General features: G+C 59.2%; 17 protein-coding genes and 1 riboswitch. Of the genes, 9 read left to right on the forward strand and 8 right to left on the reverse strand.

Features of this window, described 5'->3' with window-relative positions; genetic code table 11:
• Positions 1-11: 11 nt before the first annotated feature.
• From V8J85_RS03210 to mnmA, 5 genes are all read right to left on the reverse strand, one after another.
• Positions 12-4,808: an RHS repeat-associated core domain-containing protein gene (locus V8J85_RS03210; RefSeq protein WP_339952163.1), complete on the reverse strand. Its 4,797-nt coding sequence runs from the start codon at positions 4,806-4,808 to the stop codon at positions 12-14.
• Between the two features lie 147 nt (positions 4,809-4,955).
• Positions 4,956-5,588, reverse strand: coding sequence for a thiamine phosphate synthase (gene thiE, locus V8J85_RS03215; RefSeq protein ID WP_339952165.1), 633 nt, complete (start codon positions 5,586-5,588; stop codon positions 4,956-4,958).
• Positions 5,585-6,373 (reverse strand): hydroxyethylthiazole kinase, encoded by a 789-nt coding sequence (thiM, locus tag V8J85_RS03220; RefSeq protein WP_339952167.1) that lies wholly within the window; start codon positions 6,371-6,373, stop codon positions 5,585-5,587. The genes thiE and thiM overlap by 4 nt, the downstream gene beginning before the upstream one ends.
• A gap of 47 nt (positions 6,374-6,420) precedes the next feature.
• Positions 6,421-6,516, reverse strand: a riboswitch (TPP riboswitch).
• Positions 6,517-6,567: 51 nt separating this feature from the next.
• Entirely contained in the window at positions 6,568-7,521 is a 954-nt protein-coding gene (locus tag V8J85_RS03225; RefSeq protein ID WP_339952169.1) for a sulfurtransferase, read from the reverse strand.
• Between the two features lie 157 nt (positions 7,522-7,678).
• Complete coding sequence (mnmA, locus tag V8J85_RS03230) at positions 7,679-8,818, reverse strand: tRNA 2-thiouridine(34) synthase MnmA (RefSeq protein ID WP_339952171.1); 1,140 nt, start codon at positions 8,816-8,818, stop codon at positions 7,679-7,681.
• A 128-nt stretch (positions 8,819-8,946) separates the two neighbouring features.
• Here mnmA and sciP point away from each other — a divergent pair, with 128 nt between their 5' ends.
• From sciP to V8J85_RS03255, 5 genes are all read left to right on the forward strand, one after another.
• Positions 8,947-9,225: a CtrA inhibitor SciP gene (sciP, locus tag V8J85_RS03235; RefSeq protein ID WP_339952173.1), complete on the forward strand. Its 279-nt coding sequence runs from the start codon at positions 8,947-8,949 to the stop codon at positions 9,223-9,225.
• A 100-nt stretch (positions 9,226-9,325) separates the two neighbouring features.
• A complete protein-coding gene (gene ctrA / locus V8J85_RS03240; protein ID WP_339952175.1) occupies positions 9,326-10,039 on the forward strand; it encodes a response regulator transcription factor CtrA in 714 nt (237 codons plus the stop codon).
• Positions 10,040-10,172: 133 nt separating this feature from the next.
• Positions 10,173-12,311, forward strand: coding sequence for an NAD-dependent DNA ligase LigA (ligA, locus tag V8J85_RS03245; protein ID WP_339952177.1), 2,139 nt, complete (start codon positions 10,173-10,175; stop codon positions 12,309-12,311).
• Positions 12,308-14,398: an ATP-dependent DNA helicase RecG gene (recG, locus tag V8J85_RS03250; protein WP_339952179.1), complete on the forward strand. Its 2,091-nt coding sequence runs from the start codon at positions 12,308-12,310 to the stop codon at positions 14,396-14,398. The genes ligA and recG overlap by 4 nt, the downstream gene beginning before the upstream one ends.
• A 91-nt stretch (positions 14,399-14,489) precedes the next feature.
• Positions 14,490-14,612, forward strand: a complete 123-nt coding sequence (locus tag V8J85_RS03255; protein WP_339952181.1) for a hypothetical protein — start codon at positions 14,490-14,492, stop codon at positions 14,610-14,612.
• A 186-nt stretch (positions 14,613-14,798) separates the two neighbouring features.
• Here V8J85_RS03255 and V8J85_RS03260 read toward each other — a convergent pair whose 3' ends face one another.
• Together V8J85_RS03260 and V8J85_RS03265 are read right to left on the reverse strand one after the other, a co-directional pair.
• A complete protein-coding gene (locus V8J85_RS03260) occupies positions 14,799-15,485 on the reverse strand; it encodes an endonuclease/exonuclease/phosphatase family protein (protein WP_339952183.1) in 687 nt (228 codons plus the stop codon).
• Between the two features lie 292 nt (positions 15,486-15,777).
• Positions 15,778-16,536 (reverse strand): DeoR/GlpR family DNA-binding transcription regulator, encoded by a 759-nt coding sequence (locus V8J85_RS03265; protein ID WP_339952185.1) that lies wholly within the window; start codon positions 16,534-16,536, stop codon positions 15,778-15,780.
• Between the two features lie 169 nt (positions 16,537-16,705).
• On the opposite strand from V8J85_RS03265, the gene glpD reads away from it, so the two are divergent.
• The 3 genes from glpD to V8J85_RS03280 all read left to right on the forward strand — a co-directional run bounded on the left by glpD (position 16,706) and on the right by V8J85_RS03280 (position 20,530).
• Positions 16,706-18,247, forward strand: a complete 1,542-nt coding sequence (gene glpD / locus V8J85_RS03270; protein WP_339952187.1) for a glycerol-3-phosphate dehydrogenase — start codon at positions 16,706-16,708, stop codon at positions 18,245-18,247.
• Between the two features lie 27 nt (positions 18,248-18,274).
• On the forward strand, positions 18,275-19,762 hold the full coding sequence (gene glpK, locus V8J85_RS03275) for a glycerol kinase GlpK (protein ID WP_339952189.1): 1,488 nt from the start codon (positions 18,275-18,277) through the stop codon (positions 19,760-19,762).
• A 165-nt stretch (positions 19,763-19,927) separates the two neighbouring features.
• Positions 19,928-20,530 carry a hypothetical protein gene (locus V8J85_RS03280; protein ID WP_339952190.1) on the forward strand — a complete coding sequence of 201 codons (603 nt, stop codon included), beginning with the start codon at positions 19,928-19,930 and terminating at the stop codon, positions 20,528-20,530.
• A 12-nt stretch (positions 20,531-20,542) separates the two neighbouring features.
• Here the strand turns inward: V8J85_RS03280 and V8J85_RS03285 are convergent, their stop codons facing one another.
• Positions 20,543-21,139, reverse strand: coding sequence for a gamma-glutamyl kinase (locus V8J85_RS03285; RefSeq protein WP_339952192.1), 597 nt, complete (start codon positions 21,137-21,139; stop codon positions 20,543-20,545).
• 193 nt (positions 21,140-21,332) lie between these two features.
• On the opposite strand from V8J85_RS03285, the gene recA reads away from it, so the two are divergent.
• Complete coding sequence (gene recA, locus V8J85_RS03290; RefSeq protein ID WP_339952193.1) at positions 21,333-22,415, forward strand: recombinase RecA; 1,083 nt, start codon at positions 21,333-21,335, stop codon at positions 22,413-22,415.
• Positions 22,416-22,438 lie beyond the last annotated feature (23 nt).

A 22,438-nucleotide genomic window follows, 5' to 3' on the forward strand; every position in this document is an offset into this window, starting at 1 on the left:
TTTTTTCTCCGCTAAGGACTTAATGGAGGCAGTACTGAGCCCCTACCGCGGCCTGCTCCAAACACTTGGACCCAACCCGGTTCAGGAGGAGGATTGACCGCTTCACCGTAGCCTTTTGCTCCATCTCTCCAAAAGCACCTGCAGTTGTTGGGGTTTTGGTGGACTTGATGAAGGTTCAAATGTGGGTCTCCGGCTGGGTAATGCGTGTGTCCAGTATCATACCTATAGGCAATCGTTCCCGCAGGATACGGCGTACATGGCGGGCATCCCTCGCAATCATCATCACGATCAACAGGAACTGGCGGAATGGGTGGAATAGGAATACCCGGCCCAGTTCGACCTGAGCCTGAACTTGGCGCAGGTGCGGGGCTTGGAGAAGGGCTGGTTGTACTTCCGGGTTTAGGACCCGACGTCGGCGGCGCTGGCGATGGTGAGAACTTATTGCGGCCCCACAGCATATCCCACAGAGAACGGCTGTTCCAACTCGGTGAAATTGGAATACCTCCATGGCCGCGGCCACCACCGCCATCTGCAATGACGAGTGTGCCCCTCGGATCAACGTACCTTCCGGGATTCTGCAGCGCATACCCATAGATCGCCGGTCCATCCACCAACCCCAGCGGATCAGCCTGCATGTACCGCCCCGTCGGCGGATCGTAGTCGCGCATCCAGTTTTGATGCAGGCCGTTCTCGCTTTGGAACCACTGTCCCGGGAAGCGCAGGTCGGGGTTGGGGCCGCTGGACGCTTCCACCCCGCCGAAGGGCAGGTAGCTGGCCGTCCAGACCTTCGCCCCCATGTCGTCCGTCGCAAAGACCGGCCGCCCGATGTGGTCGGTGCGGACGTAGTAGAGCGCTCCGTTTTCGACCACGCCGACGACCATGTTGTTCGCCCAGATATATTCCCGGATCAGGGTGCTCGTGGCGGTCGTGTCGTTGTAGAGGTACTCGGCGATCCGTTGCCCTGCGGCGTCGTGGATGGAGTGGATCGTCTGGCCGTTTTGCACTTGCCGGTTCACCACCTGTTGACCCAGATGGTTGTATTCGTAGGCCGCAAAGACCACGCCATTGACCGCGAATGAGGACATCCGGTTGGCCGCGTCATAGGTGTAGCCGTACTCCCGCGCGCCGACCTTGTCGGAGATCACGTTGCCTGCGCCGTCATAGAGGAACTGGCGGGCGTTGCCGGTGGCGAGGTCGATGCGGTCGAGTTGATTGGTGTCGGACCAGTAGGAATAGGTGTCGGCAACGGAGATGCCGCCCGCGAGTGTGCTTTGTTCTCGTCTGTTGCCGACACTGTCGTAGAGCCAGTCGAACTCTCCCCATGCCCCGTCCGCTGACGCAAGGAATTCCCGGTTGGAATAGGTGAAAGCCTGGTCCTGGGCGGGGTCGAGATTATCGGTGACCCCGGCGAGGTTGTCGCGGTTGGTCCAGGTATAGGTCTCGTCCCGCAGGGCGATCCCGGCGCGGATGTCGGTCAGGCCGGTGAGCCGGTAGGACGTGTCGTAGGTGGCGGTCAGGACCCCGCCATCGCCATAGGTCAGCCCGGTCAGGGGACCCATGGGCGCGTAGGTCAGGCCACTGACCACGGGGATGGCCGCGTCATGGGTGCTGGTGGTCGGGTCAAAGGCGCGCCATTGCAGGTCGGTGATATCGCCGTCCGCATCGTAGCTGAACAGCACCTGCGACCCGCTGGGATAGTCCATTTGCGTGACCTGGCCCATCGCATCGCTGGTATAGCGGGTGCTGTATAGGGCGCTGTCGATCTGGCGCAGGTCTTCGTGGAAGGCGCCGCGGGTCGGATCGTTGGTGTAGCTGGTCTGCCCGGTCTGGTCGGTGACGGTGGCGAGCGTGCCCCGATCCTGCGGGGCGGCGCTGTTGTCGTGATAGGTGAAGGTCTGGTCCAGCGACGGATCGGACGGGAAGGTCTTGGAGACCAGCCGTCCACCGTCATCATAGGCGTAGTCGGTGACAATCCCGTTCCCGTCGGTCATCGATGTGACCAGCCCACGGTTGTTGTAGGTATAGGTCATCGTGCCCCGGTCCGCGCTGGTCTCGCGGATGAGGTCGCCGAAGCCGTTATACTCAAATGCCGTCTCGATGCCGCGCGGGTCGGTATAGGACGTCATCTGGTTGTCGGTGTCATGGGCCATGGCGGTGGTCCCATTGTCCCGATCCACGATCTGCACCATCCGGTTGAGCGCGTCGTAGCTGTTGGTGGTCGTCAGTCCGGCGGCGTCAGTGGTAGTGGCCAGGTTATCCTCGACGTCATGGGTAAAGCTGGTGACCTGCCCGTTGGACCCGATGGCCTGCAGGATGCGCCCGAGCGCGTCATAGCTGGTTTCCTGGATGTAGGTGGTGACGGCGGCGGGGTCGGAATATGTGGTCCGGGTGACGTTGCCCATGGCGTCATGGGTGAAGTTGACCGTGTCACCCGAGGGCTGCGTGATCCGCGTCAGCCTGCGCGCGCCGTCATAGGTGTATTGCGTCGTTCGCCCGAGCGCATCGGTGGATGACGTCATCTGCCCGGTGATGTCGTAGGTGTAGGTCGTCGTCTCGTCCAGCGTGCCGGGTTCAAATGTCGACGTCAGGAGCCGCCCGGCGAGGTCATAGGTGAGCGCCCACTCAAAGCCGCGGTGATCCCGGATCAGGCTGGGTTGGCCGGAAGGGCCGTATGCGAGCACTTCCTGCGTCAGCCCGTTCGCGTCGGTCGTGGTGAGCAACTGCCCGCGGCTGTTGTAGGTGTAGATCGTGACGTCATCGACGCCTTCGGATGCAAGCCCGGGCCCGTCGACGGATGTGAGGACCTTCAGACCGGAGGGCAGGGTGGTGTAATTGTAGACCCATGTGCGGGTTTTGCCATTGTCCGGGCTGCCGGGGAGGACGTCTGTGCGTGAGACACCGTCGAGGAGGTAGTTGTTTTCGTAGGTGAAGTCTTCCCGCAGTTCGGCGGTCGCACGGCTTTGGGGCAGTCGCACTGAATTCCATCGCGAGCGGGTATAGGTCGTGGTGCGCGGGTTCGGTCCGTCCGCGTTTTCGGTGCGGCTGATCACCCGACCGCGGCTGTCCCATGTCGTCATATGGCGGGATCCGTTGCGCGCGATGCGTTCGACGACGCGGCCGTCGCTGTCGAATGTCGCAGTGGTATCGGAGGGGAGGCAATTCACGGTCGAGACGCCGTGGACAGCGAACAATCTGTCCCGTCCAGCGTGGCGTTCGAAAGAATAGACGGTTTCCTTCCCCAGCGGATTGGTCACCGTCACGTCGTAGCCCCGATCGGTTTGGACGGGGAAACCGACCTCTGTGTGATCCGCACCGCCGGTATGCGACGTCGTGGTCGCGCGCCAGACGGGTTTGTGGGTGGGCGCTGCGGCCCCCCCGGTGATACTGCCGTCGGGGGGCAATAAATTCGTTGGCGGAGCAGTTCGGTCCCTTAGATCGATATATTGAACCTCAAGATCGAAGGTGGCGTAGTCGAATCTGTCGCCGTTGGCGTCCCGGCGGCCATCGGAGATACGTGAGAGGAAGCCGGGGTTCGCTTCGTGGTATTCGTAGCGCCGGTCCGACAGAATGCGCCCGGTTTCGACTTCTGTTACGCGGGCGGCGGTCGTTGCGCGGATACGCTTGAAGGCATTTTGCGTGTAAACATATCCGGCGATCGATTGTTCGTAATCGTAGTCGATCCGAACATCCGGCTGCAGGGTGTTGCCATTGTAGTCGAGATCGATATCGATACGCGAGATGACATTGGGCAAAGGGGCTTGCACTTGATCATCGCGGCGTATCCACCCACCACCACCGTTGTACGAAACACCCATCCCACCAGCGACGAGGCCCGTGGTTGAAATGGGGCCCTCCAGCCAATCGAACTCTGCCCGCTGGCCGCGGTTGTCCTGCATCCAGGATAGCTTTTTCTCATCATCGTAGCCGAAGCGAATAGAATAGCCGTCTGGCCAGCGCATTTCATCAAGTACTGAGTAGCCGCGATGATTGACGAACAAATACTGTTTGCCGCTGGGGAAATACAGAAGTGCTCTGTTTCCTTCCCTGCGCACCTTGCGATCATAGATGACTTCGTTGTCGGCGATCGCTTGGCCACCGCCGTCAAAGCGATACATCTTGGAGCCGCCGAGGAACACGTTGTGAACGTTGTAGTAGCCGAAAGAGCCGTAGTTCCGAACGGCGGCTGTCCACGGGGCGGACCATCCGTAGCCCAGCCCCCGGACGGCGCGGTCGAGGCCGTGGGGATCCGATGTGTAATTGCGGACGAAACTGAATCGCCCGTCAAATGGCGATACCCAATCGCTCTCGCGCTGCGTCTTCGTACCTCTTGCAATATCGATCGGATTGCCAGCTTCTGCTTCGCACGCGCCTAATTGAGGCGTAGGGCATTCATACTTGCTTGTTTCGAGTTCATCATCCTCGTCCAGATAATTGCAGTAGAGGTACGAGGTATGGGTGCGACGACTTGTTTCACCTGTGATGTCGTCGAAGGAAAATTTGCAAACGGCACGAACTTCCTTCACTTCTCCATATGAATTCCGCTTCTCTTCTTCGTAGGATTCATCAACTGTGTAGTTGCTACCTGCAAAGCCGCCCAACTCGTCGTAGTAAGCTCGAATACGTTCGCAGATCCCTGCCGCCGTCGATGAGTGGCGATGTCCGGAGGAATGGTTTGGGTCTCCGGGAACGCCGGCGCCGGCCCAGGTGAAGTATTCCGACCCGTCGCTGTGATCACCGTGGGCATGTGCGAGACTTGTCGAGAAGGCGATAAATGCGAGAAGAAGCGGCGCGGCGCGCATCTGCGCCATAAATTTTCGGAAATGCATGGTGATTACGTCTTCGGTTGAATGGCCTTAATTGTGATCACCGTTAGCGTGAATTCTTCAGACCGATTCGTCAATGCATACATCGATGCATTCTTTGGCGGCGTCGATCGTCCGTCATGGCACCTTGTATCAGGTGCTTGATGTCCCGGCTGCCGCTTTCCACAGATCCGTTATCGCTTGCGCGGCCCGCTGTGGGTCGTTGGCACGTGAAATGGCAGAGATGACGGCGACCCCTGCGCAGCCGCATTTTGCGATTGTTGGAATGTCTGCCGCCGACAACCCGCCGATGGCCATACAGGGCAGCGGCGTGGCACTGGCGATATGCGTGAGCCCTTCGAAACCGATGGGCGGCGCGTGGTCGGATTTCGAGCCGGTGGCGCGGATGGGGCCGACACCAAGATAGTCGACGCCATGTGCGGGGATCTGTGAAAGTTGTGCGGCGTTTTCGATGGAAAGACCCAGAACCATGTCTGGGCCTATTCTGGATCGGATTTGTGTCGGATCGCCGTCGGACTGACCGATATGCAAACCGAAGGCGCCAATGTGACGCGCGACCTCAACCCGGTCGTTGATGACCAGTTCCGATCCGAGGGCGGAGAGCCGTTCCCTGAGCGTTCGAGCGAGCCTTGCGAAATCTGCATCGGGGAGGGTTTTGTGTCTCAGCTGAACCCAACGGGCACCACCCCGCGCTGCCTTCTCGGCCTGGTCGAGGATCGGCAATGGCGCTTGGGGATCAGTGATGAAACATAGTTGTGGGATCATGCGGGAAGGATGCGCGCGCCGGCGTCAAGCTCGGTACCGCTGATGTTGTGCAGCGCATCGAGGAAGGCGGGCTGAAAACTGCCCGGTCCGGTTGCTGTTTCGGCGGCCCTTTCCCCCGCCAATCCATAATAGGCGAGGGCCGTCAGGGTTCCTTTGAACGGATCGTTCGTCGCGGCGAAAGCTGCGACCAGTCCTGTCAGGGCGCAGCCCAACGCGGTGACCTTCGGCATCAAGGGATGCCCGTTGGCGATGCGCGCAGCCCGGTGGCCATCGGTGACATAGTCCACTGGGCCGGTCACGGCGACGACGGTGTCGCGCGCCCGGGCCAATGCGCATGCGCCGTCTTCGGCGGCGGCGACCTGGTCGGCGCTATCGGCGCCACGACCCTGTGCCACGGCACCGGAGAGGGCGAGGATTTCAGAGGCGTTGCCGCGGATAACGGTCGGCTGGTGCTCAAGTAGCGTTGCGGCCACGTTTTGTCGAAAGGCCGTGGCGCCGATGGCGACAGGGTCCAGCACCCACGGCTTTTGCCGTTCATCCGCAGCTTTCGCCGCCTGCACCATGCAGTCGGCCCATTCCGCATCCAGCGTGCCGATATTGATGCTGAGCCCGTTGGCGATCCGGGTAAAATCCGCTCCTTCTTCGCGGGCATGCACCATCGCAGGGGATGCCCCGGCGGCGAGCATGACATTGGCCATGATGTTCATGGCGACGTAGTTGCTGATGTTCTGGATCAGCGGTGATGCCTGTTGCATCGCTTTCAGATGATCGGATGGCGTAATCATGTTGCCCCCTTTTTTGCTGACGGGGGAGGTGCGTCACCTCGTGCGTTGAGGGGGCATCCGCAACTTCCTCCGCCGGTATGAGCCGGTTCAGGTTCGAAGGGTGCTTCTCAATCCACGTTATGTGGATGCCCCTGTCGCTGGATCAGATGTGTCACAGAACGGCGCGGGGTGTCAAACGCCCGCGCCGATGATTGTCAAAGTGATGTCTTCATCCCGTACATCCGCCCGCCATCGCTTTGCCAGCCCTGAAGCGCATCGGGATAGTAGCGCACATTGGACAGACCGACGATTTCGGAGGCGTAGAACCACGATAGCGCGCTAAGTTCGCCTGTCTGGCAAATGCTGATCAGCATGCCGGTGTCAAAGTCGATGCCGCGGTCCCGAAGATCGGCGCGGAAGGCGTCTTGGGACCGCTCCGACAGACGTTCGACCGAAAGGTAGTTCGAGAAGAAACTGGCGGGAATGTATTGCGCCATCGGCATGCTGGTCAGTGGTCTGCCCGTTTCCGCCGCGCGTCGTACTTGCCCGTCAAGACGTGCATCGAGGATCGCGCCGTTGCTTTGTCGGGTGGTGACCCCGAAGATTTCCATGGGCCCGGCCCACCAGTCGTATCGATAGGTCACGTCGACGATGCCTGGTTGTGGTCTGGTATGTTCAGGCGTCAGCGGCAGGGCCTCGGCATCCCATGCCTTGAACCCGCCGTTGAGGATGGCGATTTCTTCCGCGCCTGCGGATTTCAGGATCCAATAGACGATCGCCGCCCGTCCGGATTGGATCGTGTGGTCAGAATGATTGTGGATGACGATCGGCTGGTCGAGTTGCAGGCCATTGTCGCCGAGAAACGCCTCCAACTCTGCCTCGGTCGGCGGTTGGCCGGGCCGTTCGGACGGGCCGCGCCAGTCGCTGAACGGCATCCAGACCGCACCGGGGATTGTACCATCACCAATATACTTTTCTTTCCGGATATCGATGACTTGGACATCGGGCCGTCGCTCAATGAGCGTATTGAGGACCATGGGTGTGATGAAAGGCGACCATACATCGCGGTTTTCGTCTTGCGTTTGCGCGGCGCCGACGCCCGCACTGCCCATGATCAGATTGACGGTCAGGCCCGCCATGATCACGGCACGTCTTATCGTGTTTCGCATCTTGTTACCTCACTTACTCACTCACGATTGCGGCACTCATAACGCAGGGCCGACATGACGTAGAGGCAACATGATTGTGGTCTCAGTAAGATTTTGTGGTGACGTCTTTGCGGAGGTAGGGGTCGATTTTCAGAATGTATGCCATATTTGATGGCTATCAGTTTCCCCGCCAGATCCAGCCGCCGCCCAGCACACGGGTGCTGTTCGGGTCATAAAAAACGCAGGCCTGTCCGGGGGAGACGCCTTGTTCGGCGACCGCGAGTTCGACTTCGGCCTCGGTGTCCGAGATCGGCCGCAGGATCGCGTCTGTCGGGGGCCGGGTGGACCGGACCCGCACCGCGATGTGTTGTTCGCCAAGGTCGCGAAAGCGACCGTCGCCCAGCCAGTTCACTTCGCGGATGGGGACGCGGCGGGTCGCCAGCAACTCTTTTGGGCCAACGATGACTTGTCGTTTGTCGACATCGAGTTTCACCACATAAAGCGGATCGGTGAGCCCGCCGATGCCCAGCCCCCGCCGTTGCCCGATCGTGTAGTGGATGACGCCTTGATGCGTGCCAAGGACGTTGCCGTCCATATCCACGATCTCACCGGGTTCCGCCGCACCGGGCCGCAGTTTTTCGATGACGGCGGCGTAGTTCCCGTTTGGTACGAAACAGATGTCCTGGCTGTCGGGCTTGTCCGCGACGCTAAGCCCGTATTTGGCCGCAAGCGCGCGGGTTTCGTCCTTGGAGGCGTGGTGACCTAAGGGGAAGCGCAGGTAGTCGAGTTGTTCCTGCGTCGTCGAGAACAGGAAATAGCTTTGGTCTTTGGCCGGGTCGGCGGCCGAGTGAAGTTCCGCGCCGTCCGCGCCCATCTTGCGCTGGATGTAGTGGCCCGTGGCCATGCAATCGGCGTCGAGGTCCTTGGCCGTTTCGAGCAGGTCCTTGAATTTCACCCGTTCGTTGCAGCGGATGCACGGCACGGGGGTAGCCCCGGCCAGATAGCTGTCGGCGAATTCGTCGATCACGGCCTCGCGGAAGGTGTTTTCGTAGTCGAGGACATAGTGGGGAAAGCCCATATCCTCGGCCACGCGGCGCGCATCGTGAATGTCGCGGCCCGCGCAGCAGGCGCCCTTTTTGGCCAGCGCCGCCCCGTGGTCGTATAGCTGCAGCGTGACGCCAACGACGTCGTACCCTTCTTCGGCCAGTTTCGCCGCCACGACGGAACTGTCCACACCGCCGGACATGGCGACGACGACCCGCGTATCGGTGGGGGCTTTGGCAAAGCCAAGGGAATTGAGTGGCGACTCAAGCGGCATGATCTATCCGATACGTGGGTTTCGCTGCGAAATATAGGAAAATGCTACCTATTCTCAAGGGGCGATTATACCAGTCTTTAAGGCCTCTGGCGCATACCTTTTCGCAGGAGTGAAGAAAGGGGTGCGTGATGTACTTGCGAAAAGTTGAAGGGCCGCGTTCGGTGACGCTGCCGGATGGGTCGATCATGACCCGGGCCGATTTGCCGGGCACGGATGTGCGGCGGTGGGTCGCCTCGCGCAAGGCGGCGGTGGTGCGGGCCGTGACGGCCGGGTTGATTACCCGGAAGGAAGCGTTGGAGCGTTACGGACTGTCGGACGAAGAATTCGCGGAATGGGAACAGGCGGTCGAACATCATGGCGAAGCGGCGTTACGTGCCACGGCATTGCAAAGATATCGACAACTTTAGGTCGATTTTCGATGTTAAACATCTCTGGTAACGGGTGGTTAACCTTTCAATGACAGGGTTAACCGAGCGGAAAAGAGAGAGAGAGAGCGGAGTTTGCCGGATGCGTGTCCTATTGGTTGAAGATGACCCGACCACGTCGAAAAGTATCGAGTTGATGCTCACCCATGCCAACCTGAACGTCTATGCGACGGATCTGGGTGAAGAGGGTATCGACCTTGCGAAGTTGTATGATTACGACCTGATCCTTCTGGATATCAACCTGCCGGACATGAACGGGCACGAGGTATTGCGGCAGCTGCGGCTCAGCCGGATCGACACGCCGATCCTGATCCTGTCGGGCGATGACGGGACCGAAAGCAAATTGAAGGGGTTCGGATTCGGCGCAGATGATTATCTGACCAAGCCGTTCCATCGCGAAGAACTGGTGGCGCGCATTCATGCGATCATCCGCCGGTCCAAGGGGCATGCGCAATCCGTGATCAAAACCGGGCGCATCAACGTCAATCTCGACGCGAAAACGGTCGACGTGGAGGGGACGACGGTGCATCTGACCGGCAAGGAATATCAGATGCTGGAGCTGTTGAGCCTGCGGAAAGGGACGACGCTGACCAAGGAAATGTTCCTGAACCATCTTTACGGCGGCATGGACGAACCGGAATTGAAGATCATCGACGTGTTCATCTGCAAGCTGCGCAAAAAGCTGAGCGAGGCAACGGATGGCGAGAATTACATCGAAACGGTCTGGGGTCGGGGGTATGTCCTGCGCGATCCGGAACCTGTCGAAGTTCCCGAAAAGATTGCAGTCGGGGCCTGACCGGACCCAACACAAAACACCACTCACCGAACCGGGGCAGGACGGACTGGACGACCTGAATGCACCCGCCTAAGAATTGCACCCATCGCCGGTCTGGCGGTGGGTGTAGTGTTGCAGCAGGGATGTGGGCGATATGTCGGACGTGGGTCATCCTGAAACAGGCGCCGTGGCGGTGGCAGAATTGTCATCGACGCAGGCGGAGGCAGAGCTTGCCTGGCTGGCCGAAACACTGACCCGGGCCAACGATGCCTATCATCGCGATGATGCGCCGGACATCAGCGACGCGGATTATGATGCGCTCAAGCGGCGTAATTTCGCGATTGAAGAAGCGTTTCCCGAATTGAAGCGCGTCGATAGCCCGTCGGAGCAGGTGGGCGGCGCTGTGGCCGAGGGCTTTGGTAAGGTGCGGCACGCGGTGCGGATGCTGTCGCTGGGCAATGCGTTCGATGACGACGATGTGTCGGACTTCGACAACCGGATCAGGCGATATCTGGGATTGGCCGAGGATGCCGTGCTGGCCTATACGGCCGAGCCGAAGATCGACGGTTTGTCGCTTTCACTGCGTTACGAGGGTGGCCGACTGGTACAGGCGGCGACCCGCGGTGATGGTGCGGTGGGCGAGAACGTGACCGCCAATGCCCGGACGATCGATGACATTCCCGAACGTCTGGTCGACGCACCGGATGTGCTGGAAGTCCGGGGCGAAGTTTACATGAGCCATGCGGATTTTGCAGCTTTGAACGAACGACAGGCGGAATCCGGTGGCAAGACCTTTGCCAATCCGCGTAATGCCGCGGCGGGGTCTTTGCGGCAGTTGGATGCCTCGATCACCAAGTCGCGCCCGTTGCGGTTCTTTGCTTATGCCTGGGGAGAGGTTTCAGCGCCCTTGGCAGACGCACAATCGGGGGCGATTGCGCGGCTGGCGGAATTGGGGTTTGTCACCAATGATCTGACGGTCACTTGTGATGGACCGTCCGAGATGCTGGCGCATTATCACAAGATTGAGGAACGCCGCGCAACGCTGGGCTATGACATCGATGGTGTTGTCTACAAGGTCGATGATCTGGAGTTGCAGCGCCGGTTGGGTTTTCGGTCGACGACGCCAAGATGGGCCGTGGCGCATAAGTTTCCGGCCGAGCTCGCCTGGACGGCGTTGGAGGCGATCGACATTCAGGTGGGGCGGACAGGCGCGCTTTCGCCCGTAGCGCGGTTGAAGCCGGTGACGGTGGGCGGTGTCGTCGTGTCGAATGCGACGTTGCACAATGAGGATTACATTGCCGGGCGCGGGGGTGATGGTCAGCCCATTCGCGAAGGGCGCGATATTCGCGTCGGCGATTGGGTGCAGGTCTATCGTGCCGGAGATGTCATCCCGAAGGTGAAGGATGTGGATCTGGCCCGGAGGCCTGAAGGTTCTGCGCCTTATGCGTTTCCCACGCAGTGCCCCGAATGTGGTTCCGATGCGATCCGCGAGGCGGGCGATGCGGTGCATCGCTGCACTGGTGGCATGATCTGTCCGGCGCAGGCGGTTGAAAAACTGAAGCATTTCGTATCACGGGCGGCGTTCGATATCGAAGGGCTGGGGTCAAAGCAGGTCGAGCAGTTTTACCATGACGGCTGGATCGCGACGCCAGCAGACATTTTTACCCTGCGCGACCGGTACGGGTCGGGCATGCAGCAGCTTAAGAACCGTGAAGGCTGGGGTGAGAAAAGTGCGAATAACTTGTTCGATGCCATTGATGAAAAAAGGAAAATTTCGCTGAACCGGCTGATCTTTTCGCTGGGAATCCGGCATGTCGGTGAATCCGCAGCGTCGCTTTTGGCCGGGCACTACGGATCATGGGCCGCTTTTGAAACGGCCATGACCGAGGCGCAGGTTGGTGAAGGGCCGGTTTGGGATGATTTGATCGGAATCGATGGTGTGGGTGCGGTGATGGCGACCTCGGTCATTACTGCGATGCAGCAAGAGGCGGAGCGCGCCTCGATCGACGCCTTGGTCGCGCATTTGGAGGTCGAGGACGCAGCGACGGTGACGACAGATAGTCCGGTGGCGGGCAAGACGGTGGTTTTCACGGGGACGCTGGAAAAGATGACGCGGGCCGAGGCGAAGGCGCGGGCCGAGGGGCTGGGTGCGAAAGTGTCGGGCTCGGTCAGTGCCAAGACGGATTTGCTGGTGGCGGGGCCGGGTGCCGGATCGAAGGCGAAAAAGGCCGCTGAACTGGATGTCGAAACCATTGACGAGGATGCCTGGCTGGCGCTGATTGGCGACGCATGAGTGGCAGGCCCGAGGTTCTGTTTCCGCTGTTTGGGGCGCTGACCAAGCTGGATGGCGTCGGGCCGAAGACGGCGCAGATTTTGATGGATGCGGGCGTTGAGAAGCCGCGTGATGTGCTGATGACATTGCCGCATGCGGGGGTGGACCGGCAGCGGCGGGAGTCGATCCGCGATGTCGTGGCGCCTGCGGTGGCAACGGTTGAGGTGGCGGTTGGTCCGCATTATCCGCCCCGGTCGAAGGGTCGCCCGTATCGCGTGCATGTGACCGATGCCAAGACGGAGTTTCAGTTGGTGTTCTTTCATGCGCGCGGGGATTACCTGCAGAAATTGCTGCCGACGGGACAGCGCCGGATCGTGTCGGGCAAGGTCGAGATTTTCGATGGGATCGCCCAGATCGTGCATCCTGATCATGTTTTGCCGGTGGCGGAGGCTGCTGAGATTCCGGCGTTCGAGCCGGTGTATCCGCTGCATGCGGGCATTTCGCAGAAGCTGATGTGGAAGGCCACGCGGTCGGCGTTGGAAATGGCACCGGAATTGCCCGAATGGATCGATGCCGCGCTCAAGGAACGCGAAGGGTGGCCGGATTGGCACGAAGCGCTGGCACATGTGCATGAGCCGGGGTCGGTTGCCGCGTTGTCGCCGGAGGACAAGGCGCGGCAGCGGTTGGCCTATGATGAATTATTGGCGCATCAGATGACCCTGGCGCTTGCGCGGTCGGTCGCGCGGCGAGCGAAGGGGGTTTCATCGCAGGCGACGGGCGTTTTGGGTGACAGGGTATTGGCGGCGTTGCCGTACAAGCCGACAGGCGCGCAGACCCGTGCCGTTTCTGAGATCGCTGGTGATTTGGCTTCTGGATTGCGGATGAACCGGTTGTTGCAGGGTGATGTGGGCGCGGGCAAGACGCTGGTGGCCTTGATGGCGCTTTTGCATGTGGTCGAGGCCGGCGGGCAGGGCGTGATGATGGCCCCGACCGAGATTTTGGCGCGGCAGCATCTGGAAGGGTTGCAGCCTTTGGCGGAAAGCGCGGGCGTGGTGCTGGAGATATTGACCGGTCGCGACAAGGGGGCGGAGCGACGGGCGAAGCTGGACGCGCTGGCTGAGGGGCGGATTTCGATCCTTGTCGGCACACATGCGGTGTTTCAGAAGGATGTGCATTTTCATGATCTGCGGCTGGCGGTGATTGATGAACAACACCGCTTTGGCGTTGCGCAGCGTATGGAATTGGGCGCCAAGGGGCAGGCGGTGGACGTGCTCGTGATGACGGCCACGCCGATCCCCCGCTCGCTGGCCTTGGCGCAATACGGCGATATGGATGTGTCGGTATTGGATGAAAAACCGCCGGGGCGGACGCCGGTGCAGACGGCCTTGGTGTCGACGGCGCGGATGGATGAAGTTGTAGAGAAATTACGCGCGGCGGTGGCTGAGGGACGGCAGGCCTATTGGGTCTGTCCGCTGGTCGAGGAAAGCGAAGTCGTGGATATGACCGCGGCGGAAGAGCGGTTCAAGCATCTGCGCGCGGCTTTGGGCGAAGACGTTGTTGGCCTCGTCCATGGCCAGATGCCGCCTGCCGAGAAAGACGCGGCGATGGCGCGGTTTGTGGCGGGTAAGACCAAGGTGCTGGTGGCCACGACGGTGATTGAGGTCGGGGTAAATGTGCCCAATGCGTCGATCATGATGATCGAGCGGGCAGAGAGCTTTGGGCTGGCGCAGCTGCATCAGTTGCGGGGTCGGGTCGGGCGCGGCGCGGCGGTCTCGACCTGTTTGTTGTTGTTTCAGGCGCCGTTGGGGGAAACGGCGCGGAGGCGGTTGGAGATCTTGCGCGAGACCGAGGACGGCTTTCGGATTTCGCAGGAAGATCTGGAGATGCGGGGCGCGGGTGATGTCATTGGTACCGCGCAGTCAGGTTTGCCGCGTTTTCGGATCGCTGATCTGGAGCGTCAGGCATCGCTTATGGCGTTGGCGCAGTCGGATGCGCGGAAACTGCTACATGATGATCCGAAATTGGAAAAGCCGCGCGGGCAGGCGGCACGGACGCTGTTGTGGCTGATGGAGCAGGACAAAGCGATCCGTTTGATTTCAGTGGGTTAATCGAAATGTTCACATCTGTTCTTAAAAAGTTCTTTACATGGCGTTAACCATATGAGAACAAAGTAGTAACAGAACGTTAGGAGAACATACCATGGCAGAAGAGATCAAATCAGTGATCATCCGGTCCCGGAATACGCTTTTTTCTGATGCCCTTGGTGTGCTGGCCCTGATGGTGATGTTGTTTGTCGGATTGGCTTTGCCTGGCTTGATCTGACCTCCCTGGCGAGGCGCGTCCGGCCCTGTACGCATTGCCCTGTCCCAAGCATGCAATGTTGATGACCTGCCTGTCTGATGTCCCAAGATTGGGGTTTGCCTCCCCCAACTGGACCTAGGTCGGACCCTCGCTTACCTGCCGCCGCCATCCTTGCCCGGGATGTGCGGCGGTTTTTTCTTGGGGCGTTCAGATTTTCGATGGCCACACCTCCGCTACGACGCCGTGATGGTCCGAACCGAGCAACGGGCGAAGTCGCGCTTTGCCACCCAAGGTCCAGACCTGGTCGAGGGGTAACCCGACACCCCAAAGATTGAATGTGGTCAGTTCAGGTGGCACGACCTTCGTATTGGTCAGCTGCCCGATTTTCCTTGCGGCCGCACTCCATGGGACGGTGTTGAAATCGCCCGCGACAACAGCCCCATCCTCGATCCCTGAAAGGGTGGGAAAGGCACTTTCGAGATGCTCCCATTGTACGTCGGGCCAGGGCTGTTGCAGATGCACGCCGACCGCCCAGAATGGCCCGTCTGCCTTCATGACCCTTACCGCCATCAATGATCTTTCCGGCGAGCATCGCGTTGTATCCCGGGAAAGCGGCCAACGCGACAGGATGGCCATACCGTTCCATCCTTGCCAGGGGCAGCGCGCCTGGTAGGACAGTTGTGATCGCAAGACGGACAGCAGGTCGCCGTTGGTTTCTGAAACTTCTTGCAGAAACACGATATCGGGTGTCGCATCTGTGATATCCGCAGCAAGTGCTGCAACTTTCGCATTCCCATGCCAAAGGTTTTTGGAATAGACGCGAATGGGTCCTGCCTTACCATCGCCTGTCACACGGGACATCGCCATGATCGACAGCAACGTAAGAAGGGTCATGACTGCCGGAATGCGCCGATAGCTTAGGACCATCAATAGGGAAAGAAACAGAAAAAAGGCGCAAATTGCCACCCGGCGGCCGATGGCGATGGCATCAAAGATGGGGTGCAGATGTCCCAAAAAACCGGATACAAAAAGAAGCGCTGCCAAGAGCGACGTCATAAGACACAGGGCTTTCATCTATTTTTCGCGCAGTTCGGCATGGGGCACCCAATGTATTGGAGGGTCGTGCAGCACTGTTGTCGGAAATATGGGCCAGATTTTGGCGCTTTGCGATTTGCTGGTGAAACCGTCAAACAACCATAATCTGCGTCTGCCAGTCCGCGCATCGGTTGATCAAAGCCTCAGACGGCACACGGTCGGTCACGAAGTGGTCCATCTGGGCGAGTGATGCGATCTTGACCGGCGCCTTGCGGCTGAATTTCGTGCTGTCGGCAACGAGGATCGTTTCTCGGGCCGCCTCGATGACCTGTTGGCTGACCCGCACCTCCTCAGGGTCGAAGTCGAGCAGGTCGCCGCTGAGGTCGATGGCGGAGGCGCCGATGACGGCGAAATCGACCTTGAACCGCGCGATCGCGATGGCGGCGAGGTCACCGACGAGGCCGCCGTCGGATCGTCGCAGCGTGCCACCAACAACGACGACTTTGCAGGACGGGTTTTCGGCGAGGATGTTAGCGACATTGAGATTATTCGTAGCCACCATGAGGTTGCGGTGGCCGTGCAGCGCATGCGCGACGGCCTCGGTCGTGGTCCCGATATTCAGGAATAGCGACGCATTGTCGGGGATCAAGCGTGCCGTCCGGCGTGCGATTTTCAGTTTGATATCGCGGTTCAGTGCCCGCCGGTCGCCATAGCCGATATTGCTGACGCCGGATGGCAGGATCGCGCCGCCATGCACCCGTTCGAGCAGGCCAGAGGCACAAAGCTGTCGCAAATCGCGACGGATGGTCTGGACCGCAACACCAAGATTGATGGCCAAATCAGTGGCGGTAACTTTGCCGTGGATTTGCGCCTCGTTTCGGATCAGGCGATGGCGCTCTGGCGTTTCCATATGTTCGCTTTGCGTCCGTTCCGAACATAAAGCAAGAAAAATGTTCAGAATTCATTAGGTTTTTCGTATTCGGTTTGTGTTCGCTCTTTCGTATGCGAACAATGCGACTTGCGATGTCTTGTGGATCGATCGTTGTGCTTCTAGCACCCGGTCAAAATAGGGGCGCATCATGCAGACAGATTTCGACATCTTTATCATCGGCGGTGGGATCAATGGGTGTGGCATCGCCCGGGATGCCGCGGGGCGCGGGTTAAAGGTTGGTCTGGCCGAGATGAACGATCTGGCCTCGGCTACCTCTTCGGCCTCGACCAAGCTGTTTCATGGCGGGCTGCGTTATCTTGAGTTTTTCGAGTTTGGCTTGGTCCGAAAGGCCCTGATCGAACGCGAGGTGCTGTTGCGCAACATGCCCCATATCTCGTGGCCGATGCGCTTTGTACTACCGTATCACAAGGACATGCGGTTCGAAAACGATACGCCCACATCCAAGCTGCTGTCGACCGTGATGCCGTGGATGAAGGGGCGCAGGCCTGCCTGGCTGATCCGGTTGGGACTATTCATGTACGACAATCTGGGCGGGCGGCAGATTTTACCCGGGACGTGGACGGTTGATTTGACGACAAAGCCTGTGGGCAACCCCCTGAAGGACAAGTTCAAACGCGCCTATGAATATTCGGACTGCTGGGTGGAAGATGCGCGTTTGGTCGTGCTGAATGCCCGTGACGCGGAAGAGCGAGGTGCGAAGATCATGACGCGCACAAAGGTGGTGAGTGCTGCGCGGGTGGAGGGCCGATGGCAGGTCGTGACCGAAGCAGGCGGTGAGCAGACGACATACACCGCCCGCGCCTTGGTGAATGCCGGTGGTCCGTGGGTCGAAAACATCGTGCGCGAAGTGGCGCGCCTGAACACGTCGGAGGGTGTCCGCCTTGTCCGCGGCAGCCATATCGTGACCAAGAAACTGTTTGATCACGACAAGAGCTATTTCTTTCAGGGCGAGGATGGCCGGATCATCTTTGCCATTCCTTACGAAGGTGATTTCACGCTGATCGGGACGACCGATGCCGAGCATGACAACCTATCCGATCAGCCTTTCGCGACTGAGCAGGAACAGGACTATCTGTGTGCCTTTGCGTCCGGGTACTTCAAAAAACCGGTGACCCGGGATGATGTCGTCTGGACCTATTCCGGTGTCCGTCCATTATACGATGACGGTGCAAAGTCGGCGACGGCGGCAACCCGCGATTATGTGTTGTCTTTAGACGAAAATGGCCCACCGCTGTTGAATATATTTGGTGGGAAAATCACGACCTATCGGAAATTGGCCGAGAATGCGATGAAGAAGCTGGTGCCTTTGGTCGGCGGCGGCGATGTGTGGACGCATGATGCGCCGTTGCCGGGCGGCGATTTCCCGGTCAGTGCGCGGGATCGGTTGGTTGCTGAGTTGAAGGAGGCGTATCCGTTCCTTAACGACAAATGGGCGCAGCGTCTGATCAAGGGCTATGGAACGGAGGCCAAGGTAATCCTGCGCGATGCCAAGACCGCCACCGATCTGGGTGAGGATTTCGGGGCGACCCTGACGGCAGCCGAGGTCAAATGGCTGATGGCCAAGGAATATGCCCAGACGGCCGAGGACGTCGTCTGGCGCCGCTCCAAACTGGGCCTGCGCATGACCAAGGATCAGATCGCGGCGCTTGACGCCTACATGGCAGCTTGAAACAACACCAAAAAGACGGGGGAGACCATGACCAACATTCTGGCCATCGACCAAGGCACGACATCAAGCCGGGCGATCATTTTTGACGCGCAGATGCGGATCAAGGCGACAGCGCAGGAGGAATTCACGCAGCATTTCCCGCAGTCAGGCTGGGTCGAACATGATCCGTCGGATATCTGGTCTTCGGTCGCCTCGACCTGTCGCGGTGCGATTGAAAAGGCGGGCATCACGGCATCGGACGTCGCCGCAATCGGGATCACGAACCAACGCGAGACGACGCTGGTGTGGGACAGGAAGACCGGCGAACCGGTTCACAATGCGATTGTCTGGCAAGACCGCCGAACCGCGCCGTTTTGCGAGGAGTTACGCAAGGAAGGGTTCGAGGCGACGATTACGCAAAAGACCGGGCTGCTGGCTGATCCGTATTTTTCAGGAACCAAGGTGCACCACATCCTGAACAAGGTCGATGGCGTCAAAGTTCGCGCTGACGCCGGTGATCTGCTGTTCGGCACCGTGGACTGCTACCTGATCTGGAAGCTGACCGGCGGCAAGGTGCATGCGACGGATGCGACGAATGCTGCCCGCACGATGCTTTACGACATCCGAAACGGGCGCTGGAGCACGACGATTTGCGAACGTTTCGGCATCCCGATGTCGATGCTGCCCGAGGTCCGCGATTGTGCCGCTGATTTTGGTATGACCCGCGCGGATTTGTTCGGGAAAGAGCTACGCATCCTGGGCGTTGCCGGGGACCAGCAGGCCGCGACCATTGGTCAGGCCTGTTTCCAACCAGGGATGCTGAAATCAACCTATGGGACGGGATGTTTTGCGCTGCTGAATACGGGCGATACACTGGTCGAAAGCAAGAAACGTTTGTTGGGAACGATCGCTTATCAGTTCGATGGGAAACCGACCTATGCGCTTGAAGGGTCGATATTTATCGCTGGCGCCGTGGTGCAATGGCTGCGCGACGGGCTGAAGATCATCCGCGAGGCCAGTGAAACGCAGCCCTTGGCGGAAAGAGCTGATGCGGGGCAGGAGCTTTACATGGTGCCTGCCTTTACCGGTCTTGGTGCGCCGTATTGGGACGCCGACGCGCGCGGCGCAATCTATGGCCTGACCCGGAATTCGGGACCCGCCGAGTTTGCAAGGGCTGCGTTGGAAAGCGTTGGTTTTCAGACTCGCGACCTGCTGGAAGCGATGAAGAGTGACTGGCAAGCCTCTGATGCGGATGGGGTTTTGCGGGTTGATGGGGGGATGAGCGCGTCGGATTGGTCGATGCAGTTCCTGTCCGACATCATTGGCGCGCCGGTGGATCGGCCCAAGGTGCTGGAAACGACGGCTTTGGGGGCTGCATGGCTCGCAGGGATGAAGGCAGGGGTGTACCCGGATCAAGCGGGCTTTGCCGAAAGCTGGGCGCTGGATCGGCGGTTCGAGCCGGAGATGCCGGATGATTTGCGCGAACAGCGATACGCCGGATGGCAGGATGCGGTGCGACGAACACTCAGTGGTTGAGGTGTGAAGACTGGTCTGAAGAACGCCTCTCACACCTCACGCGACGTCATCGATCCAAAGATCGAATTGCATATTGTCGCGATATCTACGCCTCAATCGGACCTCATTCGGCCCTTAGGCGCACCTTGACATCGTAAACCGAAAACAACCGAAAAAGGCCCGCCTATGCGCTTACTTCTTCTGGCGATATCACCGATCCTGTTGACCGCTTGTATGGGCGGCGGGGGTGGCGGCGGCGACGTTTCGCAACCGCAGACGGAAATCGAAATGCTTCGCGGTGAAGCCGATCGGTTACGCAGCGCCTTTGGTGCAAACAGTCCGACACCATCGATCAACATTCCACCCAGCGGCAGCGTGATGTATGAAGGCATTGCAACGCTCGGCTTTTTCACCGAGTCGGCGCGCGGCGATGGCATTGGCGGGGATATGATGCTTGATGTCGATTTTGCCGAAAACGGCGTGACGGGCCAGATCGATAACTTTTACAGCCGGGATGGCGACGCGCGCGAAGGGCAGTTGGCACTGACCAACGGACAAGTTGTCAGGGTGTCTGACGGTGCGCTTATCACGGCCGATGTCGCCGGGAATGTCGATATCGTTGCCGGTCCGAAGGACCTTGATGGTACGTTGACCGGTGTTTTTGTCGGTGAAAACGTGGATTACGTCGGCGGGACGATCGACGTCGCCTTTCCCCTGACATTGGGCGGCGATGGTGGTGTAGTCGACGTTGACGTCGATGGCAGCTTTATTGTCGAGAAACGGAATTGAGGGTGGCCTGGGTCAGCGCTGACCCAGTTCCCAAACGGCAAACTCTTCTGCACGTTTGTCCCGTAACTTCGTCGCGACGCCCGGTGACAGGTGCAAATCCATCACCGGTGACACATTCTTCCTTTTCAACGTAATCGTCATCTCGAGCCGTTCCTCGAGATAGCTAATGACTTTGTCCCATTGTTCATACTGAAACAGGTGTTGCGCGCCGATTTCGCCGTCGTTGATCCGTAGAAACTTGTTCTGTGACCCGACATTGGCGAACGGGGCGGGCTGCCCTTTGCAGTATTCCAGCACAAATTCATCAAAACTGACATAGCGGGTGCTGTTTTCATGCCCGATCAGGTCATCCCTTGTCCGATACCGATACCAGCTGCCCAGCCAGTCGATCGGGTTACGCACGATCGCCATCAATTCGGGTTTTTGCCCCCCGGCCTGAACGAAAAACGGTTTGAGGAATCGTTTGTAGCGGTAGCACGGCGCGTGTTTCAGATGCGGTGGATCACGCAGCACCATGGACGCGCGGGGCGCCAATGCCCCCTCCAGCGCGGTCGAGCCGGTTTTCGGAATCGCGAGAAGGACCAGATTTTCCTTCCAGAAAACAAGCATTTATTTCATGATCCTCAGAATTTTTCGCAAGTGCAGACTGGCATAAACCAATCTTTAACCCAACGCGCGCCAAGGTGAACGCGGAAAATTTGTGTTGCAATGTTCTTCTTTTGATCTCATGTAGATGAGAACACAATGAGAACAAAAGCAGTGATTGCCGCCCCTCGGGCCGCATGAAATAAGGACAGGAAAGATGGCAACGGCAGAACTCCTCAAAATGGCTGACAAGAAGACCGCGGACAAAGAAAAAGCGCTGGAAAGCGCGCTGGCGCAGATCGAACGGCAGTTCGGCAAGGGCTCGATCATGAAGCTGGGGGCGAATAACCCCCAGGCGGATATCGAGTCGACATCGACCGGCTCGCTGGGGCTGGATATCGCGCTGGGTATCGGTGGGTTGCCAAAAGGCCGGGTAGTCGAGATTTATGGACCTGAATCGTCCGGGAAAACGACGCTGACGCTGCATGCCATCGCGGAAGAGCAGAAAAAGGGTGGTGTCTGCGCCTTTGTTGACGCCGAACACGCGCTGGACCCGACTTATGCAAAAAAGCTGGGTGTGAACCTGGATGAGTTGCTGATTTCGCAGCCCGATACAGGTGAGCAGGCGCTTGAGATTGTCGATACGCTCGTGCGGTCAGGTGCGGTCAGCATGGTGATTGTCGACTCAGTCGCGGCGCTTACGCCGAAATCCGAGTTGGAAGGCGATATGGGTGACAGCAGCGTTGGTGTGCATGCCCGCCTGATGTCACAGGCCATGCGCAAACTGACAGGGTCGATCAACCGATCGGGCTGCATGGTAATTTTCATCAACCAGATTCGGATGAAGATCGGCGTGATGTTCGGCTCACCCGAGACGACGACGGGTGGTAACGCACTGAAATTCTATGCTTCCGTCCGTCTGGACATCCGCCGGATCGGCGCGATCAAGGACCGTGATGAGGTGGTGGGCAATGCGACCCGCGTGAAGGTGGTCAAGAACAAGGTCGCGCCGCCGTTCAAGCAGGTGGAATTCGACATCATGTATGGTGAAGGGATTTCCAAGACCGGCGAATTGCTCGACCTGGGCGTGAAGGCCGGTGTGGTCGAAAAGTCCGGTGCCTGGTTCAGCTATGGTGATGAACGGATCGGACAGGGCCGCGAGAATTCAAAAGTCTTCCTGAAGGAAAATCCGTCGGTCGCGCTGGAAATCGAGGATAAAATCCGCGCGGCGCATGGTCTGGACTTTGACCTGCCAGAGGGTGCCGTCGGCGAAGATGACGACGATCTGGTCGAAATGTAAGGTCGCAGATGGCGACTGCTGAA

The sequence above is a fragment of the Yoonia sp. 2307UL14-13 genome (assembly GCF_037572755.1).
Taxonomy (GTDB): domain Bacteria; phylum Pseudomonadota; class Alphaproteobacteria; order Rhodobacterales; family Rhodobacteraceae; genus Yoonia.